The 21770-nt window shown below is 42.3% G+C and carries 24 protein-coding genes and 2 riboswitches; of the genes, 5 read left to right on the forward strand and 19 right to left on the reverse strand.

Annotated features, from left to right (window positions below):
- Positions 1-230: 230 nt before the first annotated feature.
- The 7 genes from FQT28_RS07495 to FQT28_RS07525 form a co-directional block, all read right to left on the reverse strand.
- A complete protein-coding gene (locus FQT28_RS07495) occupies positions 231-809 on the reverse strand; it encodes a DUF3592 domain-containing protein (RefSeq protein WP_038804409.1) in 579 nt (192 codons plus the stop codon).
- A gap of 85 nt (positions 810-894) precedes the next feature.
- Positions 895-1155 carry a SemiSWEET family transporter gene (locus tag FQT28_RS07500; RefSeq protein ID WP_001291474.1) on the reverse strand — a complete coding sequence of 87 codons (261 nt, stop codon included), beginning with the start codon at positions 1153-1155 and terminating at the stop codon, positions 895-897.
- Positions 1156-1372: 217 nt separating this feature from the next.
- Positions 1373-1720, reverse strand: a complete 348-nt coding sequence (locus FQT28_RS07505; protein WP_038804411.1) for a VOC family protein — start codon at positions 1718-1720, stop codon at positions 1373-1375.
- A gap of 58 nt (positions 1721-1778) precedes the next feature.
- Positions 1779-3554 (reverse strand): pyruvate oxidase, encoded by a 1776-nt coding sequence (spxB, locus tag FQT28_RS07510; protein WP_038804413.1) that lies wholly within the window; start codon positions 3552-3554, stop codon positions 1779-1781.
- 213 nt (positions 3555-3767) lie between these two features.
- Positions 3768-6011: a heavy metal translocating P-type ATPase gene (locus FQT28_RS07515; RefSeq protein ID WP_038804414.1), complete on the reverse strand. Its 2244-nt coding sequence runs from the start codon at positions 6009-6011 to the stop codon at positions 3768-3770.
- Between the two features lie 9 nt (positions 6012-6020).
- A complete protein-coding gene (locus tag FQT28_RS07520; protein WP_038804415.1) occupies positions 6021-6392 on the reverse strand; it encodes a cupredoxin domain-containing protein in 372 nt (123 codons plus the stop codon).
- A 10-nt stretch (positions 6393-6402) separates the two neighbouring features.
- Positions 6403-6798 carry a CopY/TcrY family copper transport repressor gene (locus tag FQT28_RS07525; protein WP_038804416.1) on the reverse strand — a complete coding sequence of 132 codons (396 nt, stop codon included), beginning with the start codon at positions 6796-6798 and terminating at the stop codon, positions 6403-6405.
- Between the two features lie 183 nt (positions 6799-6981).
- A riboswitch (TPP riboswitch) is annotated at positions 6982-7080 on the forward strand.
- A gap of 84 nt (positions 7081-7164) precedes the next feature.
- Between FQT28_RS07525 and thiD the strand changes: the two genes are divergently transcribed.
- Positions 7165-7956, forward strand: a complete 792-nt coding sequence (gene thiD, locus FQT28_RS07530) for a bifunctional hydroxymethylpyrimidine kinase/phosphomethylpyrimidine kinase (protein ID WP_000221727.1) — start codon at positions 7165-7167, stop codon at positions 7954-7956.
- 46 nt (positions 7957-8002) lie between these two features.
- Here thiD and thiE read toward each other — a convergent pair whose 3' ends face one another.
- From thiE to lctO, 8 genes are all read right to left on the reverse strand, one after another.
- Positions 8003-8635 (reverse strand): thiamine phosphate synthase, encoded by a 633-nt coding sequence (thiE, locus tag FQT28_RS07535; protein ID WP_038804417.1) that lies wholly within the window; start codon positions 8633-8635, stop codon positions 8003-8005.
- Positions 8628-9431, reverse strand: a complete 804-nt coding sequence (gene thiM / locus FQT28_RS07540) for a hydroxyethylthiazole kinase (protein WP_038804419.1) — start codon at positions 9429-9431, stop codon at positions 8628-8630. The genes thiE and thiM overlap by 8 nt, the downstream gene beginning before the upstream one ends.
- Complete coding sequence (thiW, locus tag FQT28_RS07545; RefSeq protein WP_038804420.1) at positions 9431-9955, reverse strand: energy coupling factor transporter S component ThiW; 525 nt, start codon at positions 9953-9955, stop codon at positions 9431-9433. Before thiW ends, thiM begins: the two co-directional genes overlap by 1 nt.
- Before the next feature lie 3 nt (positions 9956-9958).
- On the reverse strand, positions 9959-10651 hold the full coding sequence (tenA, locus tag FQT28_RS07550; protein ID WP_038804421.1) for a thiaminase II: 693 nt from the start codon (positions 10649-10651) through the stop codon (positions 9959-9961).
- A 10-nt stretch (positions 10652-10661) separates the two neighbouring features.
- On the reverse strand, positions 10662-11312 hold the full coding sequence (locus FQT28_RS07555; protein WP_038804423.1) for an energy-coupling factor transporter transmembrane component T: 651 nt from the start codon (positions 11310-11312) through the stop codon (positions 10662-10664).
- 1 nt (position 11313) lies between these two features.
- Positions 11314-12699, reverse strand: a complete 1386-nt coding sequence (locus FQT28_RS07560; protein ID WP_038804424.1) for an ATP-binding cassette domain-containing protein — start codon at positions 12697-12699, stop codon at positions 11314-11316.
- Positions 12700-13260 (reverse strand): ECF transporter S component, encoded by a 561-nt coding sequence (locus FQT28_RS07565; protein WP_038804425.1) that lies wholly within the window; start codon positions 13258-13260, stop codon positions 12700-12702.
- Positions 13261-13418: 158 nt separating this feature from the next.
- Positions 13419-13507, reverse strand: a riboswitch (TPP riboswitch).
- Between the two features lie 148 nt (positions 13508-13655).
- Entirely contained in the window at positions 13656-14792 is a 1137-nt protein-coding gene (gene lctO, locus FQT28_RS07570) for an L-lactate oxidase (protein ID WP_143989859.1), read from the reverse strand.
- Positions 14793-15001: 209 nt separating this feature from the next.
- Here lctO and FQT28_RS07575 point away from each other — a divergent pair, with 209 nt between their 5' ends.
- Genes FQT28_RS07575 through FQT28_RS07590 form a run of 4 tightly spaced genes read left to right on the forward strand, consistent with a single transcriptional unit; the run spans position 15002 to position 17956 of the window.
- Entirely contained in the window at positions 15002-15682 is a 681-nt protein-coding gene (locus FQT28_RS07575; protein ID WP_143989860.1) for an amino acid ABC transporter permease, read from the forward strand.
- Positions 15642-16319 carry an amino acid ABC transporter permease gene (locus tag FQT28_RS07580; RefSeq protein ID WP_143989861.1) on the forward strand — a complete coding sequence of 226 codons (678 nt, stop codon included), beginning with the start codon at positions 15642-15644 and terminating at the stop codon, positions 16317-16319. The genes FQT28_RS07575 and FQT28_RS07580 overlap by 41 nt, the downstream gene beginning before the upstream one ends.
- Positions 16320-17078, forward strand: coding sequence for an amino acid ABC transporter ATP-binding protein (locus FQT28_RS07585; protein ID WP_143989862.1), 759 nt, complete (start codon positions 16320-16322; stop codon positions 17076-17078). It abuts the gene before it with no gap.
- Between the two features lie 11 nt (positions 17079-17089).
- Positions 17090-17956 (forward strand): cysteine ABC transporter substrate-binding protein, encoded by an 867-nt coding sequence (locus FQT28_RS07590; RefSeq protein WP_143989863.1) that lies wholly within the window; start codon positions 17090-17092, stop codon positions 17954-17956.
- Positions 17957-18015: 59 nt separating this feature from the next.
- Here FQT28_RS07590 and pyrE read toward each other — a convergent pair whose 3' ends face one another.
- The 4 genes from pyrE to FQT28_RS07610 all read right to left on the reverse strand — a co-directional run bounded on the left by pyrE (position 18016) and on the right by FQT28_RS07610 (position 21769).
- Positions 18016-18648: an orotate phosphoribosyltransferase gene (gene pyrE, locus FQT28_RS07595; protein WP_000170978.1), complete on the reverse strand. Its 633-nt coding sequence runs from the start codon at positions 18646-18648 to the stop codon at positions 18016-18018.
- Positions 18649-18690: 42 nt separating this feature from the next.
- Positions 18691-19392 carry an orotidine-5'-phosphate decarboxylase gene (gene pyrF, locus FQT28_RS07600; protein ID WP_038805718.1) on the reverse strand — a complete coding sequence of 234 codons (702 nt, stop codon included), beginning with the start codon at positions 19390-19392 and terminating at the stop codon, positions 18691-18693.
- A 190-nt stretch (positions 19393-19582) separates the two neighbouring features.
- Positions 19583-20701 carry a cell division protein FtsQ/DivIB gene (locus FQT28_RS07605; protein WP_143989864.1) on the reverse strand — a complete coding sequence of 373 codons (1119 nt, stop codon included), beginning with the start codon at positions 20699-20701 and terminating at the stop codon, positions 19583-19585.
- A 9-nt stretch (positions 20702-20710) separates the two neighbouring features.
- Positions 20711-21769, reverse strand: a complete 1059-nt coding sequence (locus FQT28_RS07610; RefSeq protein ID WP_143989865.1) for a UDP-N-acetylglucosamine--N-acetylmuramyl-(pentapeptide) pyrophosphoryl-undecaprenol N-acetylglucosamine transferase — start codon at positions 21767-21769, stop codon at positions 20711-20713.
- Position 21770: the final 1 nt, after the last annotated feature.

Raw genomic sequence — 21770 nt, forward strand, 5'->3', positions numbered from 1 at the left:
TTATTTTACTGCTTCATTTACTTATATTATACCCCAATATCCAGACCTTTACTTGTGAAATACTGCGGAATAATGATACTATTATATGATTCCATTTAATCCGACAAATTTTCAGGGTTCGATTTTTTAAAGAAATCCTCTTCAAAGATTTCTTCAGCAAAAAACGATTCTATGTATAAACATAGAACCGTATGATGGAAAGTTGAGCTTTGGAACAAAATAATCAACTTCTATTTGACAAGATTTGGAAGGACAAACATGATGTAAACAGCTGAAACAAGCATCATTAGAATAAGAAGATAGACTGATAATTTAGTCAGCCATAAAAATCGACCTAGCTTTAACGGTCTTTCCACATAAGAAAGTTTAGGTTTGTTCGGATCATAGTAAACAGTAACCTTTCCGCCGATTGGGAAGCGCTCCATAAGTGGTGATTTTGTTACAGAAATGAAACTATTTCGCCGTACCTGATACCTTAACACTTGTGGAATTTCTCCATTATCGAAACCTTCCAACTTTACTTCAGAAACGATAGAATTAAGTGGTGTTGCAACTGTTTTTGATACGCTAGAAAGAAATTTTGGTCCCACTACCTTATACTGATTCCCGTCAACAGTGTATTCTACAACTGGGAGACTAACATCGTTATAAAGAAATGCAGAATATCTTGTGATTTTTCCTTCAGTTTTTTCAGTACATTTTTTATCATCTAAATAACTACTAAAAATCAACTCATTGAACATAAAATACGTAAAGGCAGCAAACGCTAATATCATACAGCCAAATAATAAAAAGAAACTCGTCGACATCTTGATTCACTCCTAAACTTTCGTTAGGCTTCTATTTTAACAGAATATAAAAAAGGATACAAGAATACTAACTATTTTAAACTTTTTAAACCAAAGCTGTGATAGCCGTTACTAGGCCAAAAACGATACCTGGCGCATTAGCAGCCGCAAGTGGAATATCTCTTTCCTTTTTGAAAAGACCGTAGTAAACCCATAGACTACAGTTGATGGCTGCGACCAAGGGCTGGATGAAGTTTCCTTTTTGACCAGCCAAGTTATTCATGATTTGTGGGAAGTAAGAGACATACATCATAACGGACATGAAAGTCGCTACCCAACCCAAAATTTTCATTTGTTTTTCAGACATTTTCAAAACCTCTTTCATTTTTATGAATCATATTTTATAATCTTTTTTCAAAACAATCAAGACTTTGAAGCTTTTGTTATGAAGATGTAAACTATCACAATCTTGTGATAAGAAAGAGGAAACAGAAAAAGACCGGATTACTCCGATCTTTTAATAATTCACATTCTCAATTTCTGTTTTAAAAATAGCTAAGGTTAACGTCAAATGACAACGCGCCCTATTTCATACGATAAAAATCAAGCACTAGATCAGCAGGGCCTTTAACAAGCAAGGAATCTGTTCCCCAATCCGTTTCACAAGGACCGTGTAAAATCTCGACACCAATCTCTTTCAACCGTTGGTAGTTCTGATCTACATCCTCAACCTCGATATGAAGAATGATTCCTGACTGAAAGTTTTCCAAAGGAACCAAATGATTTTGGGACAACATGAGACAGTGACTGCCAATCGTGAACTGCGCAAAATTATCATCAACATAATCAGCTTTTTTATCCAAAATACGCTCCAAGTCAGCACAGACTTGGGGAACATCTGAAACGATAATATCTATTTGATTTAAATTCATTTACTATCCTCCATAAAAAGACCGGATTACTCCGATCTTTTTAAGTTCCACGAAGGAATTATTTAATTACGCGTGATTGCAAACCTTCTTCTTCCAAGAAGAGGCGGAATGGTACGAGTTCTTCTGCTTCGTATTTTTCCTTGAAGGCTTTGATTGCTTCTTCTGAGTGAAGTTTTGGATCCAATTCAAGTACTTCTACTGGAAGTGGACGGTGTTGAGTGATGCGAGCATCGATGACAACAGTCTTGCCTTCTTTGTTGAGTTTAACAGCTTCTGCAACGACTGCGTCGATGTCTTCGATACGGTCAACTGTAAATCCAACAGCTCCTTGGGCTTCAGCGATTTTCGCGTAGTCCGCATTAGGGAAGTCACAACCAAACAAGTGTTTATTTGTGTCTTCGTATTTGTCCTTGATGAAGGCATATTTACCATTTGAGAAGACAACGTTGATAACTGGAAGGTCGTATTGAACGTTTGTGATAACGTCTGGGTAGCACATGTTGAATGCACCGTCACCCATGATGTTCCATACTTGGCGATCTGGATTGTCTTTCTTAGCAGCGATACCACCAGGAAGGGCAATACCCATTGTCGCAAAGAGTGGAGATGTACGCCACATGTTCTTAGGTGTCATGTGAAGGTGACGAGTAGATGTTTGAGTAGTGTCACCTACGTCGATTGAGTAGATAGCGTCTTGATCAGCATGTTTATTGATAGCATTGTAAACTTGGTACAATTGCAATTCACCCTCAGTTTTACCTTCGAGTTTGTTCATGTAATCACGCCAGTTTTGGTTGTTCTTAACGTTTGCACGCCACCATGGAGTAGATTCTACTGGGTTTACTTTGTCAAGGATTGCTTTCGCTGCTTGACCTGCATCACCAAGGATAGAAGCATCAAGGGCATGACGTTTACCAAGTTTGTAAGGGTCGATATCCACTTGGATGAATTTTTCAGTGTTCTTGAAGGCTTCGTAAACTTCAGCAAATGGGAAGTTTGAACCAAGGAAAAGAACAGTGTCTGCTTCAAAGACCACTTCGTTGGCTGGTTTCCAACCAACACGGTAAGCAGAACCTGTCAAACCTTCGTAGTTCCATTCAAAGGCTTCAAAGTTTTTACCAGTTGTGATGATTGGTGCTTTGATTTTACGTGACAATTCAGTAATCACTTCACCTGCTTTAACACCACCGTAACCAGCATAGATAACTGGACGTTCAGCATTGTTCAAGATTTCAACTGCTTTGTCGATTTCAACTTCGTTCAAGGCAGGAGCGATGAATGAACGTTCGTATGAACCTGAACCGTAGTAAGAGTTTTCGTCGATTTCTTGGAAACCGAAGTTTACTGGGATTTCAACAACAGCTGGACCTTTTTTAGAAACTGCAGCGCGGCAAGCTTCGTCGATTACTTTTGGCAATTGCTCAGCGTAAGCTACACGTTTGTTGTAGACAGCGATACCGTTGTACATTGGGTTTTGGTTCAATTCTTGGAAGGCATCCATGTTGAGTTCGTTAACTGGACGTGATCCAAGGATAGCAAGGAATGGAGTGTTATCCATAGCCGCATCATAAACACCGTTAATCAAGTGAGTCGCACCTGGACCACCTGAACCAACTGCAACCCCGATTGAGCCGCCGAATTTAGCTTGCATAACCGCTGCAAGAGCACCCGTTTCTTCATGGCGAACTTGCAAGAAGCGGATATCTTTGTCTTCAGCCAAAGCGTCCATCAATGAGCTGAGTGTTCCTGATGGGATACCGTAGATTGTGTCTACGCCCCATGTTTTCAATACATTAAGCATTGCTGCAGATGCAGTAATTTTCCCTTGAGTCATAATGATAACTCTCCTTCAAAATAATTTCATACATTTACAAAAAGCGCTTTTATATGTTGTTTGAAAGCGATTCAGTAAATTTACAATCCTAATTTACCACATTTACTTTGAGTATCCTAAGAATGTGCTCAGAAGTTTGCATTCTCTATTACAGCACAGATTGAAAACGCTTCAGAAAACTGTTTTATAATAAAAAAGCGAGCAAGCTCGCTTTTAGTCTATTTTACTAAAGTTTAGCATGAGTGAACTGGTCAAAACAGATACAGAACTAAAGGCCATAGCTAGACCAGCCAGTTCTGGATTGAGGGCTAATCCAATTCCTGAAAAGACTCCTGCTGCAATCGGAATTCCGGCGACATTGTAGATAAAGGCCCAGAAAAGATTGAGCAGAATTCGATTGAAGGTTTTCTTGCTCATGTCAAAGGCACGAACGACTCCTAGGAGGTTATTAGTTGTCAACACCAAATCTGCTGACTCGATGGCAATATCTGTTCCAGCTCCCATAGCAATCCCCACATCTGCTACACTGAGGGCAGGAGCGTCATTGATACCATCACCAACAAAGGCTACTTTTCCAGCTGATTGTAGTTTATGGATTTCATGGGCTTTTTCTTCTGGCAAGACACCTGCAATGACCTCTTCGATTCCGATCTGATCGGCAATAGCACGCGCCACGCCAGCATTATCCCCTGTCAGCATGACTGTTTTAAGTCCACGTTTTTTCAGCTGACTGATGGCTAGCTTGGCATTTTCCTTGGGGATATCTTGCAGGGCAAGCAAGCCTTTGATTTCATTGTCAACAGCCAAGTAGACAACTGTCTTAGCTTCTTTTTCCAATTCTTCTAGTTTTTCTTGATAAGTGCTAGAAATGTTCATGCCATCCAGCATTTTAGCATTTCCAAGCAGAACTTGTTTTCCATTGATTTGCCCTGAAACACCTTTTCCGTGCAAGGCTTGGAAATTTTCCACAGTTTGAATCTCAAGCCCAGCTTCACTCGCTCGCTTGACAATGGCCTCAGCCAGTGGGTGTTGGGAAGCTTCTTCCAAGGAGGCTGCCAATCCAAGCACTTCTACTTCGTTGCCGATGATATCTGTTACCACAGGTTTCCCTTCCGTCAAAGTCCCGGTCTTATCAAAGACAATAGTTTGAACTTTCTGGATTTCCTGTAAGACGGTTCCATTCTTGAGGAGAACCCCCATTTTGGCACTGCGACCTGTCCCCACCATAAGAGCTGTCGGTGTTGCAAGACCCAAGGCACAAGGGCAGGCGATAATCAAAACAGCCACTCCATAGAGAAGAGAAGAGACAAAACTCGCTCCAAGCACGACTACACTATCCCTGAGCAAGACGAACCAAACCCAAAAGGTCACAATCCCTAAAATGACAACCGCTGGTACAAAAATCCCTGAAACCTTATCCGTCAAATCCTGAATTGGTGCTCGGCTGGTCTGGGCTTTCTTCACAAAGTCCACAATCTGTGCCAAGACAGTCTCTGAACCAACTTTTTCTGCTTTAAAAACAAGCGTTCCGCTATTATTGATGGTTGAGCCAATGACGGTATCTCCAACTGTTTTGTCTACCGGCAGGCTCTCACCTGTCACCATAGACTCATCAATACTGGACACACCTTCGACTACAACCCCATCAACCGCAATCTTTTCACCGGGACGCACTCGAATCAGGTCACCTACCTTGACTTGGTCCAAGGGGATTTGAACATAGCTATCATCACGCAAGACTTCTGCAGTTTTAGCCTGCAAGTCAAGTAATTTCTCCACAGCTTGGGAAGTATTTTTTCGCATTTTTTCCTCAAAAACGGCTCCCAAAAGAACGAAGAAGAAGATAAATGCAGCACTTTCAAAGTAAACGGGGAGACCAGCGAAGAGGGCAACTAAGCTATAGAAATAGGCCACTAGGGTTCCCAGAGCAACCAGGGTATCCATGTTGGCATTGTGCTTTTTAAAGCTGGCCCAAGCACTCTGGATATAAGGACCACCTGCTACTAGCATGATGGGTGTTGTGGCTAAAAAGGTGCCCCAACGCATGACTTGGTGACTAATTCCTCCTGTCGACATCCCAATCATGATAATCACAAGAGGCAGGGTAAAGATACTAGTAATCCAAAAACGTTGCAAAAGTGACAAAGATTTTCGAGTCTTCTCAACTACGGTATAACTTCCCTTTTGCATCTTCATACCACATGAGAATGCATGCTCACCCAACTCTTGAGGTGTAAAACGAATTGTCTTCTCTTCATCTACGCTGATTGGTTCCAAGATGCCTTCTTCTTCAAACAGAATTTCCTTATAACAGTTTGAAGGTGTCACACGGTGAAAGGTGATCTCAGCAGGAACTCCTTTTTGCAGTTGAATGTGGGCTGGATGGTAGCCTTTGTCTGCCGTGATACGGATTTTTTGAACACCATTTTCAAGACTTGCTTTTACGATTTCAGTCATATCATTCTCCTATTCTACAATCATCTTACCGTGCATCATATTCATGCCACAAGAGAAACCATACTCTCCAGCCTGTTCAGGTGTGATTTCCACTACATACTCTTCACCCATAGGCAAGTCCGCATGCACTCCAAAATCTGGGAAAACAATCTGATCTAGGCAGGGTGAAGGGTCCTTGCGGTCAAAGACGATACGGGCTGGCACTGATTTCTTAAGAATAATCAACTCAGGGGTATAGCCCCCTTTGACTTCCACTCGAATCTCTTGGTAGCCCTTTTTTTGCTGGGCCTTTTGTTCAGATTTTTCAGGCTTTTTGAAAAACCAAAACAAGATAAACGCGATAAGGGCAATACAAATAATGGTTACAATACTATTTAACATGACGTCTCCTTTACATACAATTACATTTTACTTCCGCAACTGCGCTAGCTTTTTTCTTAGAAATCACAGCTTCCAAATCTTCCAAGTCAGCCTGAGTAAAATCACATTCAGCAATCAAATCAGCCAACAAGTTCTTAATCCTACGAGAACAAACCTTGTCCTTGATATCTTGGACAAGTAAATCCCGACTTTGGTCCAAAGTTAAAAGGGCTGAATAGACAAAGAACTTGCCTTCTTTTTTCCTTGTCAGACACTCTTTCTCAACCAAACGAGCCAAAAGAGTTTGAATGGTCGACTTGGACCAGTCGAACCGTTCCGCTAAAACCCTGATCAAATCGCTACTGGTCTGCTCGCCCTGCATCCAAATGATCTTCATAACCTGCCATTCTGCATCTGAAATCTGCATAATCACACCTCCTGAATCTACATTTGTCGATTACAGTTATTAGTATACTCCGAAAATCTACATTTGTCAACTATAATTTTTATTATTTTTTCGAAAAATAGAATTCTAATCATGTAACGAGAGATTTGCAGTCAAATTTTACTATATAAACTATAAAAATATGCTATACTGTAGAAAAAAGAAAACAACCACTAGGGGTGCGTAAAGCTGAGATTAACGACTGTTAGATCCCTTTGACTCAATCTAGGTAATGCTAGCTGATGGAAGTGGAAATGATAATGTCGACTACCCAGTCTTCTATTGCTTTCCTCAAACAGACTTACTTGTTCTTAAGAATACAAACTTCAGTTGGTTGGGAGGTTTTAGATGACTTATTTACCCGTTGCTCTGACCATTGCTGGAACTGACCCTAGTGGCGGTGCTGGCATTATGGCTGACTTAAAGTCATTCCAAGCGAGAGATGTTTATGGAATGGCCGTTGTGACCAGCCTTGTCGCTCAAAATACCAGAGGCGTTCAATTAATCGAGCACGTCTCCAACCAAATGTTGGAAGCTCAATTGGAGAGTGTCTTTTCGGATATCAAGCCCCAGGCTGTAAAAACTGGTATGTTAGCAACTACTGAAATCATGGAGATTATCCAACCCTATCTTAAAAAACTGGACTGCCCCTACGTGCTGGACCCTGTTATGGTCGCAACAAGCGGTGATACCCTGATAGATACTAGTGCGAGAAGCTACCTAAAAACAAACCTGCTTCCCCTTGCGACTATTATTACACCCAATCTTCCTGAGGCAGAAGAAATTGTTGGTTTCTCAATTCATAATCCAGAAGACATGCAACGTGCCGGTCGCCTGATTTTAAAAGAATTTGGTCCTCAGTCTGTGGTAATCAAAGGTGGTCATCTCGAAGGCGGTGCCAAGGATTTCCTCTTTACCAAGGAGGAGCAATTTGTCTGGGAAAGTCCTCGAATTCAAACCTGTCATACCCATGGTACTGGATGTACCTTTGCTGCTGTGATTACGGCTGAACTTGCCAAGGGCAGAAGTCTTTATCAGGCAGTGGATAAGGCCAAGGCCTTTATCACAAAAGCCATCCAAGACGCTCCTCAACTCGGTCATGGTTCTGGTCCAGTCAACCATACAAGTTTTAAAGATTAAGAAAAACTCTCTAGTTCCCGCTTTAAGGGAATTAGAGAGTTTTTGATTAGGAAATAATGTCATCCAGCTTTGTTAAAAAGGCTTGCGTTTTTGCCTCTATATCTTCTGCTTGCATCAGATCCCTGACGACAGCTACACCAGCTATACCAGTTGCAGCAAGCTGGTCAATATTCTCTGACGTCAAGCCTCCAATAGCAACTACTGGAATGGAGACCGTTTGGCAAATGGTTTTCAAGGTTGAAATCAGGGTGATGGGTGCATTTTCTTTGGTCGTAGTCGGGAAAATGGCTCCTGTTCCCAAGTAATCCGCACCCGATGTTTCCGCCTCAAGAGCCCTTTTTACTGTTTTAGCAGTAACACCGAGGATTTTTTCAGGACCCAAGACTTGGCGGGCAACCGAAACTGGTAGTTCATCGTCGCCAATATGCAAACCTGCAGCATCGACTGCAAGACAGATATCCAACCGATCATCGATAATTAAGGGGACTTGGTAGGCATCTGTTATTTCCTTGACTTGTTTTGCCAGTTGATAGTATTGATTGGTGGTGAGGTTTTTTTCTCGTAGTTGGATGATGGTAACACCTGAACGGCAGGCCGTCTCAACTTTTTCAAGAAAGCTTTCCAAGGAATCTTGGTAGCGATTGGTTACCAGATACAGTCTAAGTGCTTCTCTATTCATAAAAGTCTCCTTTGATTGCTTTTAGCCAGTTTTCATCTCTTTTTAGGAGAGAGAGTTGATTGAGAACTTGGTAACGAAAATCTTCCAATCCCATTCCTTGAACAAGAATTCTCTCGGCAGAAATATTGAGATAAGAAACCGCTAGGCAAGAAGCTTCAAAGGCAGTCTTTCCTTGGCTGAGAAAAACAGCTGTCAAGGCTCCAACCAAGTCTCCCGTCCCTGTTATCCAGTCTAATTCTGCACAGCCATTCCTCAATACAGCAACTTGATTTTCTGAAACGATGAGGTCCTTGGGACCCGTGACTAAGAATGACATACCAGGATAAAGCTGACACCAGTCTTTCAAGACTTGAAGCAAATCCTCAGTTTCTTGATCTTTAGAACTCGCATCAACCCCAACTCCATGGTGCTTTAAACCAACAAGACTTCGGATTTCCGACATATTTCCTTTAAGGACCGTGGGCTTGTATTCTAAAAGATCTCTGACTAGTCCCTTACGAATGGATGACGCTGATACACCAACCGCATCTACTACCATTGAGAGAGAAGCTTGATTTGCATAAGAAGCTGCCATACGGATTGCTTTCTCCTTCTCAGCTGACAAATGCCCCAAATTGATGAAGAGAGCTTGGCTTTGTTTGGTAAAATCAAGAACCTCACGGGGATCATCTGCCATGACAGGTTTGCATCCCAGAGCTAAAATCCCATTTGCCAGCATCTCACAAGAAATCTCATTGGTGATACAGTGAATCAAGGAACTGGTTGCCAGAGGGAAAGGATTTGTAAATGCCTGCATCAGTCTATCCTTTCTCCAAAGAAATATCCCTGCACTTTTTTAAAGAATTCCTGCTTGATTAAAAATCGAAAGGCAAGAAAAGCTATGGCTGTACCGATCAAGGTCGCTCCGAAAAATCTCGGAGTATAGATAAACCAGCTGAGCTTGGCCGCAGATCCTGTAAAGAGAACCATGACAGGATAGGAAACAATAGAACCGATAATCCCTGTTCCCAAGATTTCTCCTAGGGCAGAATAGTGAAATTTCCGACCATACTTATAAAAGAGACCTGCAAGGAGGGCTCCAAAAGTAGCTCCTGTAAGAGCCAAAGGTGGAATCCCTTGAGTCGTCATACGGATAAAGGCTGTGACTGTAGCCATAGCTAAAGCATAAACAGGTCCCATCAAGATCCCTGCAAGAATGTTGACTACACTAGACATTGGTGCCATTCCTTCAATTCGAAAAATGGGTGTAAGAACTACGTCAAGGGCAATCATCATGGATAAAATGGTTAATTTGTGAACTTGTAGTTGGTGGTTTCTCATTTTCTATTTCTTCTCTTTTTCTAAGGACTGCAAATCACTCGTCCAGGTTTGATGTTGGTAAGCCATCTCCCAAAACTTAGCTTCCATGTGGACACTTCGGTGGAAGGCCTCTAGCATTTTTTGTTTGTCTGTCTCGTTACTTTCGCGATAGAGCTGATTAACTAGGGCTTCTTCCTCTTTAATCTGCTGTTCTAACTCATCGGTGATATAGGTTTCAATCCACTGTTGATAAAGAGGATTCGGGGATGGTTTTCGATTAAGTTCCTTGCCCAAATCATGGTATAACCAAGGACATGGGAGCAAACTAGCAAAAGCAATGCCCAAGTTTGGCTCTGCAAATTGACGATAAATATGAGAAATGTAATGATAACAGGTTGGAGCAATTGGTTGTTCGTCCATTTCCTGGTCGCTGATTCCTAATTCCTTGAAAAATTGTTGGCGGATAAACAACTCACCCTCCACTAGACTCTGAGCATTTTGTTTCAAGAGTCTTTTCATCTCCTCGTTTGAAGTCTTATCAGCCAAGAGGTGATAGGCTTCTGAAAAAGACTTCAGATAGTAGGCATCCTGAATCAGGTAATAGCGGAAAATAGAAGGTTCTAAATTTCCCTCTTGTAACTGTAAAACAAAGGGATGGTTAAAGGAAGCCTGCCAAGCTTCCCTGGATAATTCCATCGCAATATCTGTAAATTCCATAATAACTCCTTTATAAAAATAGACTGGTTTGAAGCAATAAAAAGAAAAGTAGGTAGATCAATTTTGTCCTCTGAGAAATATAAAAAGTCCGATAACTATTCTCCAACTGTGCATGCTCGTCATATCCATGCGCAGATAGAGCTCTCAGGTAGAGATGGCGCCACCTAAAGACCGTCATCAGAACCTTGCTGTAAATCAAGGGAAACCAAAAATGCAATTTTTGACCACGCAGTAAGCACGCTTCCTTGAGGGACCTGATTTCTTGCTGAATGAGGGGAAAGGAATTGAATACCACAATCAAGGCATAGGCCCAAGACCGTGATAACCCCTTTTGAGCCAAGTACAATAAAAGCTCTTTTAAGGAAATACTGGAAACAAAGACAAGGCCGATACAAACCGTCACAAAAGCTCTCGTCCCAAGTATCACTGCCTGCGAAGCATCCCCGTGTAACTGTACTGCCCAGTAATTGGCAAAAGATGGTAAAATGGCGAGCACAAGCATCCAAGTCAACATCTTAAATCGACGGTAGTAGAGCATAAAGAGAATGCAAAATGCGACTACCGAAAGATTAAGAGCAATCGAAGGAAGGAAAGATGTTTCCAAGGATAAAATTAGCAAGAAAAGACTGAGTATCGGTGTCTGGGTTGCGACTTTGATCATACTACCTCACCTCCCCTTGACCATTGCTACTCAGAAAACTGAGAGGTTTGCTGATTGTCATGTCTTTCACATGACTGAGACCCTCACTAGTCATCCCGATCCAATAATCAACCACAGAGATCAAGGGATCTAAACGATGGCTAATGATCAAAAAACTTCTCCCTTGATTTCTGTCCTCCAAAATCCACTGGCAAAAATAATGACAAGCTCTATCATCCAAACCTGCAAAAGGTTCATCTAGCAAGATCACAGAAGCCTTGCTAGTCAAGATGGTCAATAGCTGAAGAATCTTTTGCTGACCGCCACTTAATTGATAAGGACTCTTATCGAGTGCCTGCTCCAAATTAAAAAATTGTAATGCTTGGAGAATCCGCTGATTTCTTTCGGAGTCTGGACCATCTAATTGCAGTTCCTCTCGCAGACTGACTCGGATAAACTGCTTCTCAGCCTCCTGAACAACACCCGTCAGGTCACGATACAAACTCTTTTTCTTTTTGAGAACCAATCCCTTCCAAGTAATGCGCCCCTTATACTTTTGAAATTGGAGAATGGAGCGAAAGAGGGTTGATTTCCCGACACCATTGTCACCCAGGACACAGGAAATCCCTTGGTAAAATGTGAAATCCGCAATCGAAAAGAGGGGGCGATTCCCCAGCTCACAAGTCACACGGTCCATATGGAATAATTCTGGGCTAGAGGCAACTTTCTTTGAAGCAACCTGTGTCATCTCAGAGGTAGGGATTTGAAACACTTCTCTTAGTTGTCCCTCTCTCAGCTCCACCATATGGTCAATGTAGGCTCCATAATCCGTTAAATCATGGTCGCACAGGATGACTGTCTTCCCATTAGAGACCAACTCCTTTAGAATCTCTAGGATCTCTATCCTACTCTTTCGGTCAATGGAAGCGAAGGGTTCATCTAAGAGATAGACCCTAGGATTCATGGCAAAGAGAACAGCCAAAGCAGCTTTTTGCTTTTCCCCACCTGATAAGTGATGAATGGGACGGTGTAAAATCGCCTTGCAGCGACATTGCCAGACCACCTCTGCTATTTTAGCATCAATCTCTTGGAGGGGATGCCCGATATTCTCCAAGGTAAAAATCAGTTCCTCAAACAAATTCTCCATGGTAAATTGATGATTGGGATTTTGAAAGAGCATACCAACCGTCTGAACACGTTCAACGGTAGAAAGCTGACTGACTCGGCTTCCATCTATCAGGACTTGACCACTATAGGGAAGAGAACTGACTTGAGCAATGATTTGAAAGAGACTGGATTTTCCTGAACCGCTGCTCCCAACTAACAAGGTAAAAGCTTGCGCATGAAAAGTAAAATTAATCGGCTCCGAAAAGATTGGGGACTGAATCCCCCGTAGTTCCAGCCCCATCTACGCCTTTCCTCCGGCTGCAAACTGATGATAGAGTTTGACAATGGCACGAACCAAGATGGTACAGAAGAAAAAGACGGAAATAAAACGCACCACAAGCAAGGAAAGGACAAAAGGAAGAGAAAAGGCATAGTAACCTAACTTAATGTATTCATAGACAAAGCTAACAAGCGTAATCCCAATACTATTGGCAGTTAGAGAGAGCCAACTTTCATAGCGATTCTTGGTCACAAGAAAACCAAGTTCACTTCCCAAACCTTGAACCAAGCCAGACAAAAGGGCACCTAGACCGAATTGGCTACCATAAAGGACTTCAGCAAGCGCAGCAAGCACTTCTCCAATCGTTGCACTTCCGACTCTTGGAACAAAGATGGCCGCAATGGGCGCAGCCATACACCAGAGACCAAAGAGGATTTCATTGGCAAAAGCCTGTAAACCAAGAGGGGCCAAGATCAGGGTGAGGATATCAAACAGATAGCCGGAACCCACAAAAACGCCACCAAAAAAGATAGACAAGAAAGCAAGCAAGATAACATCTTTTAATTGCCATTTTTTCAACATAAAAAACTCCTTTTTTAAAGAAAAGTGGGGCATTCAAGGTGAGCTACCGAAAGGCTTGCCGTCAAGCCTATCCTCTTTTGATAAACAAAAAAACTCCAATTACAAACGAGAATTAGAGTTTACCTTACAAGATTAGACAGTTCTTTTCGACATACGAAAAAAACCTTTTCACATTTCCCTTCGCCAGTCTTAACTGTATCAGGTTCAATGGGTATCATCTCAGCCTAAAGCACCCCAAATGTCTTTATTATTTAATTACTGGATCAGTATAACAGAATTTGAAAGCCCTAGCAAGATATTTGATTGGAAAATATATTTATATAGTTTCTGATAACGATTTAATCTTTCTATACACGAAGAAAAACCTCCACATCAAGTGGAGGTAATCTTCTTTATCAATACAATTTTAAGTCACGAGGGTCAACTGGGAAGGTTGGGTTGTATGGGTTGTGACGGAGTTTGAAGTGTTTGACATCTTCAATAGTCTGAGTTCCAGATAACTGCATGACTGTCTTCAATTCTGCATTCAAGTGCTCAAAGACTTGACGTACACCAACACTACCACCGAGAGCCAAACCATAGATCACAGGGCGACCAATAGCTACCAAGTCTGCTCCTGAAGCCAAGGCTTTAAAGACGTGTTGACCGCGACGAACACCAGAGTCAAAGACAATTGGCACACGTTTATCAACTGCTTCAGCCACTTCTTGAAGTGAGTCAAAGGATGCTGGTCCACCGTCGATTTGGCGACCACCGTGGTTGGTTACCCAGATACCTGAAGCTCCCGCAGCAAGCGAACGTTCAACGTCCTCACGGCATTGTGGTCCCTTGACATACACAGGAAGTCCTGAGTATGTAGCGATAAATTCGACATCGCGTGGAGATAAGCGTTGTTTAGCTGACTTGTAAACAAAGTCCATTGATTTTCCAGCACCTTCTGGCAGGTATTCCTCAACAATCGGCATACCAACTGGGAAGACAAAACCATTGCGCTTATCGACCTCACGATTCCCCCCTACAGTTGCATCCGCCGTCAAGACAATCGCTTTGTAGCCTTCAGCCTTCACACGGTCCATGATATGGCGGTTAATCCCGTCATCCTTACTAAAGTAAAATTGGAACCAATGAGGTGTCCCTTGAAGAGCTTCCGTAATTTCTGGAAGGTCAACGGTAGAGTAAGAGCTGGTTGTATAAAGAAAACCAAATTCATGCACACCACGCGCAGTAGCTACTTCCCCCTGCTCATTTGCTAATTTATGAGCTGCAACAGGCGCCATAATAATTGGTGAAGACAATTTTTCACCTGCAAATTCAATCTCTGTACTTGGATTTTCAACATCACAAAGAGTGTGCGGAACGATGAGCTTGTGGTTAAAGGCGCGGATATTCTCCCGTAAAGTGAAAGTATCTTCCGCTCCACTGGCGATATAGCCAAATGCTGCTTTAGGAATAACTTGTTGCGCCATTGGCTCCAAATCATAGGTATTAATAAAATCTACAGGTCCTTCTGCATTGCTTGTTTTATATGACATAAAGTGTCCTCCTTATTAAGTAAGCGTTTACTTTATCTTACATAAACTATCTTACCTCTTTTTCAGAATCCTTTCAAAAAATTTGTCTGGAAATTTCAAATCACAGACATGATAAATATTTTCTATCATTGTGATAAAAAATTCATATTATCCAAACATGCCCTTTAGTGCTACAATAGCTATATCATTCCTAGATGGGAGGTTCTATTTTGGATTGGTCCATTGTTGAACAATATCTACCACTATATCAAAAAGCATTCTTTCTGACCCTACACATCGCAGTTTGGGGAATTATGGGATCCTTTCTTGTTGGTCTAATCGTTAGTATCATCCGCCATTATCGCATCCCTGTTTTGGCACAACTAGCGACAGCTTACATTGAACTATCTCGAAACACACCCCTTTTGATTCAACTTTTCTTTCTCTACTTCGGGCTGCCTCGAATAGGAATCGTCCTTTCCTCAGAGGTCTGTGCAACTCTTGGCCTCATCTTTTTAGGAGGCTCCTATATGGCGGAATCCTTCCGAAGCGGACTAGAAGCAGTTAGTCAAACCCAGCATGAGATTGGCTTAGCTATCGGTCTGACACCCGTTCAAGTTTTTCGATACGTGGTCTTGCCACAAGCTACAGCAGTAGCTCTGCCGTCCTTCAGTGCCAACGTGATTTTCTTGATTAAGGAAACCTCAGTTTTCTCTGCAGTTGCTCTAGCCGATCTCATGTATGTTGCTAAGGACTTGATCGGGCTTTACTATGAGACAGACATTGCACTGGCTATGTTGGTAGTAGCTTATCTCATCATGCTTCTACCTATCTCATTGCTCTTTAGTTGGATAGAAAGGAGGCTCCGCCATGCAGGATTCGGGAATACAAGTACTCTTTCAGGGAAATAATCTCCTGCGAATCTTACAGGGATTGGGCGTCACGATTGGAATTTCCATTCTCTCCGTCATTCTATCAATGATTTTCGGAACAGTCATGGGAATTATCATGACCTCCCATTCTAGAGTTATTCGTTTTTTAACACGTTTTTATCTGGAATTTATCCGTATCATGCCCCAGCTGGTACTACTTTTCATCGTTTATTTCGGCTTGGCTCGAAACTTTAATATCAATATCTCAGGTGAGACTTCTGCTATTATCGTTTTTACCCTCTGGGGAACAGCTGAAATGGGGGACTTGGTACGTGGAGCTATCACTTCCCTTCCTAAGCATCAGTTTGAAAGTGGACAGGCACTAGGCTTGACCAAATTCCAACTTTACTACCACATTATCATTCCACAGGTCTTGAGAAGACTACTACCGCAAGCCATCAACCTTGTTACTCGGATGATTAAAACGACTTCCTTGGTTGTCTTGATTGGGGTCGTTGAAGTCACAAAAGTGGGACAGCAGATCATTGATAGCAATCGCTTGACCATCCCAACTGCTTCCTTTTGGATCTACGGAACCATTCTGGTCTTGTATTTCGCAGTCTGTTTCCCCATTTCCAAACTATCTACTCACTTAGAAAAACACTGGAGGAACTAAATGTCTGATACTATATTAGAAATCAAGGATCTGAAAAAATCCTTCGGAGATAATCCCATCCTCCAAGGGCTTTCACTTGATATCAAAAAGGGGGAAGTTGTCGTCATTCTAGGACCATCTGGTTGTGGAAAAAGTACTCTGCTCCGCTGTCTCAATGGCTTAGAAACCATTCAAGGTGGAGATATTCTTCTTGATGGCCAGTCCATTATTGGAAACCAGAAAGACTTTCACTTGGTTCGCCAAAAGATTGGCATGGTCTTTCAAAGCTATGAGCTCTTTCCTCATCTGGACGTCCTGCAAAATCTCATCCTAGGTCCTATCAAAGCACAAGGTCGAGATAAGAAAGAGGTGACTGAAGAAGCCCTGCAATTACTCGAACGTGTAGGACTGCTTGATAAAAAACACAGTTTCGCTCGACAATTATCTGGTGGGCAAAAGCAACGGGTCGCCATTGTCCGTGCCCTTCTCATGCATCCAGAAATTATCCTCTTTGATGAAGTAACGGCTTCACTGGACCCAGAAATGGTGCGTGAGGTTCTGGAACTTATCAATGACTTGGCTCAAGAAGGGCGTACCATGATACTCGTAACCCATGAAATGCAGTTTGCCCAAGCCATTGCGGACCGGATTATCTTCCTCGACCAAGGGAAAATCGCTGAAGAAGGAACGGCTCAAGAATTCTTCACCAATCCACAAACCAAACGAGCACAGGAATTTTTAAACGTATTTGACTTTAGCCAGTTCGGCTCATATCTATAAAGGAGATTTTTATGAAACTACTCAAACCAATTCTAACTGTTTTTGCTCTAGCATTTGCGCTTATCTTTGTCACAGCTTGTAGCTCAGGTGGAAGCTCTGATACTTCATCAGGAAAAGCAACTGCCAAAGCCCGCACTATTGACGAAATCAAAAAAAGCGGTGAGCTTCGAATCGCCGTATTTGGCGACAAAAAACCATTTGGTTATGTTGACAACGACGGTTCTTACCAAGGCTACGATATCGAATTGGGTAACCAATTAGCTCAAGACTTAGGTGTTAAAGTCAAATACGTTTCCGTTGATGCTGCCAACCGTGCTGAATATTTGATTTCAAACAAGGTGGATATCACACTTGCCAACTTCACAGTTACCGACGAACGTAAGAAACAAGTTGATTTTGCCCTTCCTTACATGAAAGTATCACTCGGTGTTGTGTCACCAAAAGATAAAGTCATCAAAGACGTTAAAGAATTAGAAGGCAAGACCTTGATTGTCACAAAAGGAACCACTGCTGAAACCTACTTTGAGAAAAATCACCCAGAAGTCAAACTTCAAAAATACGACCAATACAGTGATGCTTATCAGGCTCTTCTTGACGGACGTGGAGATGCCTTCTCTACTGACAATACTGAAGTCCTAGCTTGGGCTCTTGAAAATAAAGGGTACGAAGTAGGGATTACTTCTCTCGGTGACCCAGATACCATTGCACCAGCAGTTCAAAAAGGAAACCAAGAATTGCTTGACTTCATCAATAAAGACATTGAAAAATTGGGCAAGGAAAACTTCTTCCACAAGGCCTATGAAAAAACACTTCACCCAACCTATGGTGACGCTGCTAAGGCAGATGATCTAGTTGTTGAAGGTGGAAAAGTCGACTAATACTCTTCGAAAATAAACAGAAATCAGGTAATCCTAGTGACTACCTGATTTTCAATATTTTAGGCATTCTGCCAATTTTCTTGGTCTTCTTTGAATCGTTTTAAGAGATCCAATCCCTCTGGTGTGATGTAGCCTTCTTCCTGAGCTAGGTGGATGAGCTCGCTGTAGTTTGAGAGAGTCACCAGTTTCACGCCTGCGTTTGCAAAGTTCTTATCTGCTTTTGCTAGTTGATAGCTAAAAATGGCTACTACACCGAGAACATCTGCTCCTTCACGCTTGGCAGCTGCTACCGCTTCGAGAACTGAACCACCAGTTGAAATCAGGTCTTCTACAATTACCATTTTTTGCCCCTGGGCTACACGGCCTTCGATTTGGTTTCCGGCTCCATGGTCTTTTGGCTTGCTACGGATATAGGCAAATGGTAGATTCATCTTGTCCGCGATGATAGCTCCGTGTGGAATCCCTGCTGTCGCTGTACCAGCAATGACTTCTACCTCTGGAAAAGCTGCTTTGATAGCATCCACAAAACCATTTTCAATCAAAGTTCTAGTTTCCGGGTAAGCCAGGGTCACGCGGTTATCTGTATAGATAGGTGACTTGATACCAGATGCCCAAGTGAAAGGCTCTTCTGGTTTGAGATAAACCGCTTGAATTTTCAATAGATGGCTAGCAATGTCTCTAGCAAGTGTCATGGTATACTCCTTCTTATCCTTAAATCTATAATCAAATACGCTTTAGACCCAATCGCGTGTCCATTCTTCCTTGATAGCGTGGTAGGCTGCTACAGGGTCTGCTGCCTGTGTGATAGGACGGCCTACTACAATGTAGTCACTACCGATTTGATAGGCTTGACCAGGGGTCACTACGCGTTTTTGATCCCCTGCTTCAGCACCTGCTGGGCGAATCCCTGGTGTCAAGCAGATAAAGTCTTCGTTTGTAGCTTCTTTGATAAGTTGGGCTTCTTGGGCTGAGCAAACCACTCCATCCAATCCAGCTTCAGCTGTTTTCTTAGCATAGTGAATCACTGATTCTTGCAGACTAGTTTGGATATTTTGACAGTCTTGCATCTGTTCTTCGGATGTTGAGGTCAATTGGGTCACCGCGATAAGAATCCCTTGATCACCAAGGCCTTCACGCGCGGCCTGCATCATCTCAAGCCCACCTGCAGCCTGAACATTGGTCATATCGACACCCAGACTTGACAAGATTTTCATGGTTGACTTGACCGTATTTGGAATATCATGCAACTTGAGATCCAAAAAAACACTATGTCCCAATGATTTTAAATAACGCACAACTTCGGGACCTACTGCATAGTAGATTTCCATTCCTACCTTGACATAGAGTTTTTCCTCTGCTGGAAAAAGGGCTAAAAATTCTTTGGCTTCCTCGAAACTTGGAAAATCCAGAGCAATGACCGGACGACTCTCACGCATTCTTTTCTCCTATTCTTTGCTAACAGTCCATTGCTCAAAAAAAGGAACCTGCTAGCAGCTAGGTTCCACGAAAAATGGGTAGTCTCCACCCTTTCACTGTCTAACCTTAGCTGCCTCTCCGGACTGCTTTAAAAGTTTTCTACTATTCTATTATTTATAACGACACTTGTCAAGTAAAAACTGAAGATTCTTATTCTTGTTTCTTTTCTTCAGCTTTTTTTTCTTCCTGTTTTTTCTTCTCTGCTTCTTTAGCTTCTTGTTTGGCCTTTTCCTCAGCTTCTTCTAAACGTTTATCAGCCAGGCTAGTGCTATAGATGCCTGCCTCCATATCGATGAAGCTCGGTTCTGACAATTGTGGCTTAATTTTGCTGTAGTATGGCAATTTCTTGCTCAACTCTGACAAGGGAACTACTATTTCATCTGTATCCTGCATAGTAATTTTTAGAAGATCTGCAGTTGCCTTACTTGGCGCTAATTCGATCTTCTGAATTTGACTCTTTATGTCCTCACTAATGCTAGAAAGACCCGTCATCAAATCCTTCACCTGCTGCTCATCATTAAAGGTAACTGTTAAGTAGGTCTCAGGCAGGTTTAAGCGATCAACAGGAGTTGACTCTACTGTACCACTAGAAAGAATAGGATAATGTTCTTCACCAGACACATAATAACCAACAATATCGAATTCCTTGACCTCAATCGTAAAGTCAGTCGGAAATTTATAGTCAATCTTTGCTGACTCGATCCAGTGATTAGACTTGATCTGCTCAGCGTGCTTGTCCTTGTTCCATAACAAAGACAAGGTATAGTCGCTGTCCTGAATGCCAGAAACCTGTTTAATGTCATCCGCTTGAGTCTGGACATTTCCCTTAACCTCGATATGCTTGATAGTCGAAAGAGGAGTCAAGAGATAGATAGAAAGGAGGAGAACCAGAACACTCGGCACCAAGATACTAACTGCCCGCCAAATATGAACAGGCGCAATTTTAGGTTTGGCTGGTTTTTCTGGTTTTTCTTTTTTCTTTTTTTCTTTCTCTTTTTTAACTTTTGTGTCTTCCTTTTGAGTTTTCTCAGCTTTCTCGGAAGGTTCCTTGCTTAGGCTTGTGGATTCCTCGTCTGACTCACTCGAGGATTTTTTAGCCTCCTCCAATAGTTTCGAGTTGGCCTCCTTCCGAGCTTGTTTTTCCTTTTCCTTCTCTTCAGCTAGGGTAGCTTCCTCCTCAGCCTTCTTCTTCAGGTATTCCTGGTTTCGTTTCTGCCATTCAGACAATTCTTTCTTAGGGTTTGATTCTTTTTTCTTATCCTTTGACATTGATATTCCTTATGATAGGTCTTTTCTTAATAGATCGTAAAAATCTGCAAGAGATTTCAATTCAGTTGATGCCTTCATGCTAGCTTGGTACTGATCCTTGTGACTAAGCAAGTGGCTGAGTTTCTCCTCCAAGCTTTCCAAAGTCAAGTCACTTTCTTGAAGTTCTTCTGCATAACCTTTCTTAACAAAATAGGCTGCATTTTCAATCTGGTCTCCTCGACTTGCTTCACGACCCAATGGTACGATGAGATGGAGTTTCGCCATGGCTAAGAGCTCAAAAATCGTATTGGCACCGCCACGCGTCACCACCACATCTGTTATCTCCATCAAGGGTTGATAGAGGTCCGTCACATAGTCAACACGAAAGAGATTTTGACTCAACTCGTTCAGACTAGTATCTCCAGTGAGATTAATGATATTGTAGCGTTCGGTCAGCTCTTTTTTATGGTCTGTCACCAATTGGTTAAAGACACGAGCTCCTGCAGAACCACCGACAAACAATACTGTAGGCAATTTAGGATTAAAGTGGGTTTGGATATCCACCAATTCATCTGGTTCAGGAGTGTTTTGATCTGAAACCTTGGTCACTGCTCCCACATGCTCGACTTTTGCGAGACCAGCAGCCTGCTCAAATGTCGAATACATCTTGGTCGCAAATTTATAGGCAATTTTATTGGCCAAGCCCATAGACAGGTCCGATTCGTGAATAAAGACAGGCACTCCTGACACTCGCGCTGCGATAACCGGCGGTACAGAGACAAATCCTCCCTTAGAAAAAAGAGCCTGTGGACGCAGTCGTAACATGATAAAGAGGGATTGGACAATTCCCCAACCAACTTTAAAGACATCCAGCATATTTTGCCAAGAGAAATAGCGACGTAATTTCCCAGTCGCAATGGAGTGGAAGATCACATTCAAGCCTGACTTGAGAATTTCTTGGTGTTCGATTCCGTGTTTATCACCAATATAGTGAACTTCCCAGCCGTCTTCGATGAACTTGGGCATTAACAAAAGGTTGAGGGTGACGTGTCCAACCGTCCCCCCACCTGTAAAGACAATTTTTTTCATA

This window comes from Streptococcus oralis (genome assembly GCF_901543815.1).
Lineage (GTDB): Bacteria > Bacillota > Bacilli > Lactobacillales > Streptococcaceae > Streptococcus > Streptococcus oralis_CM.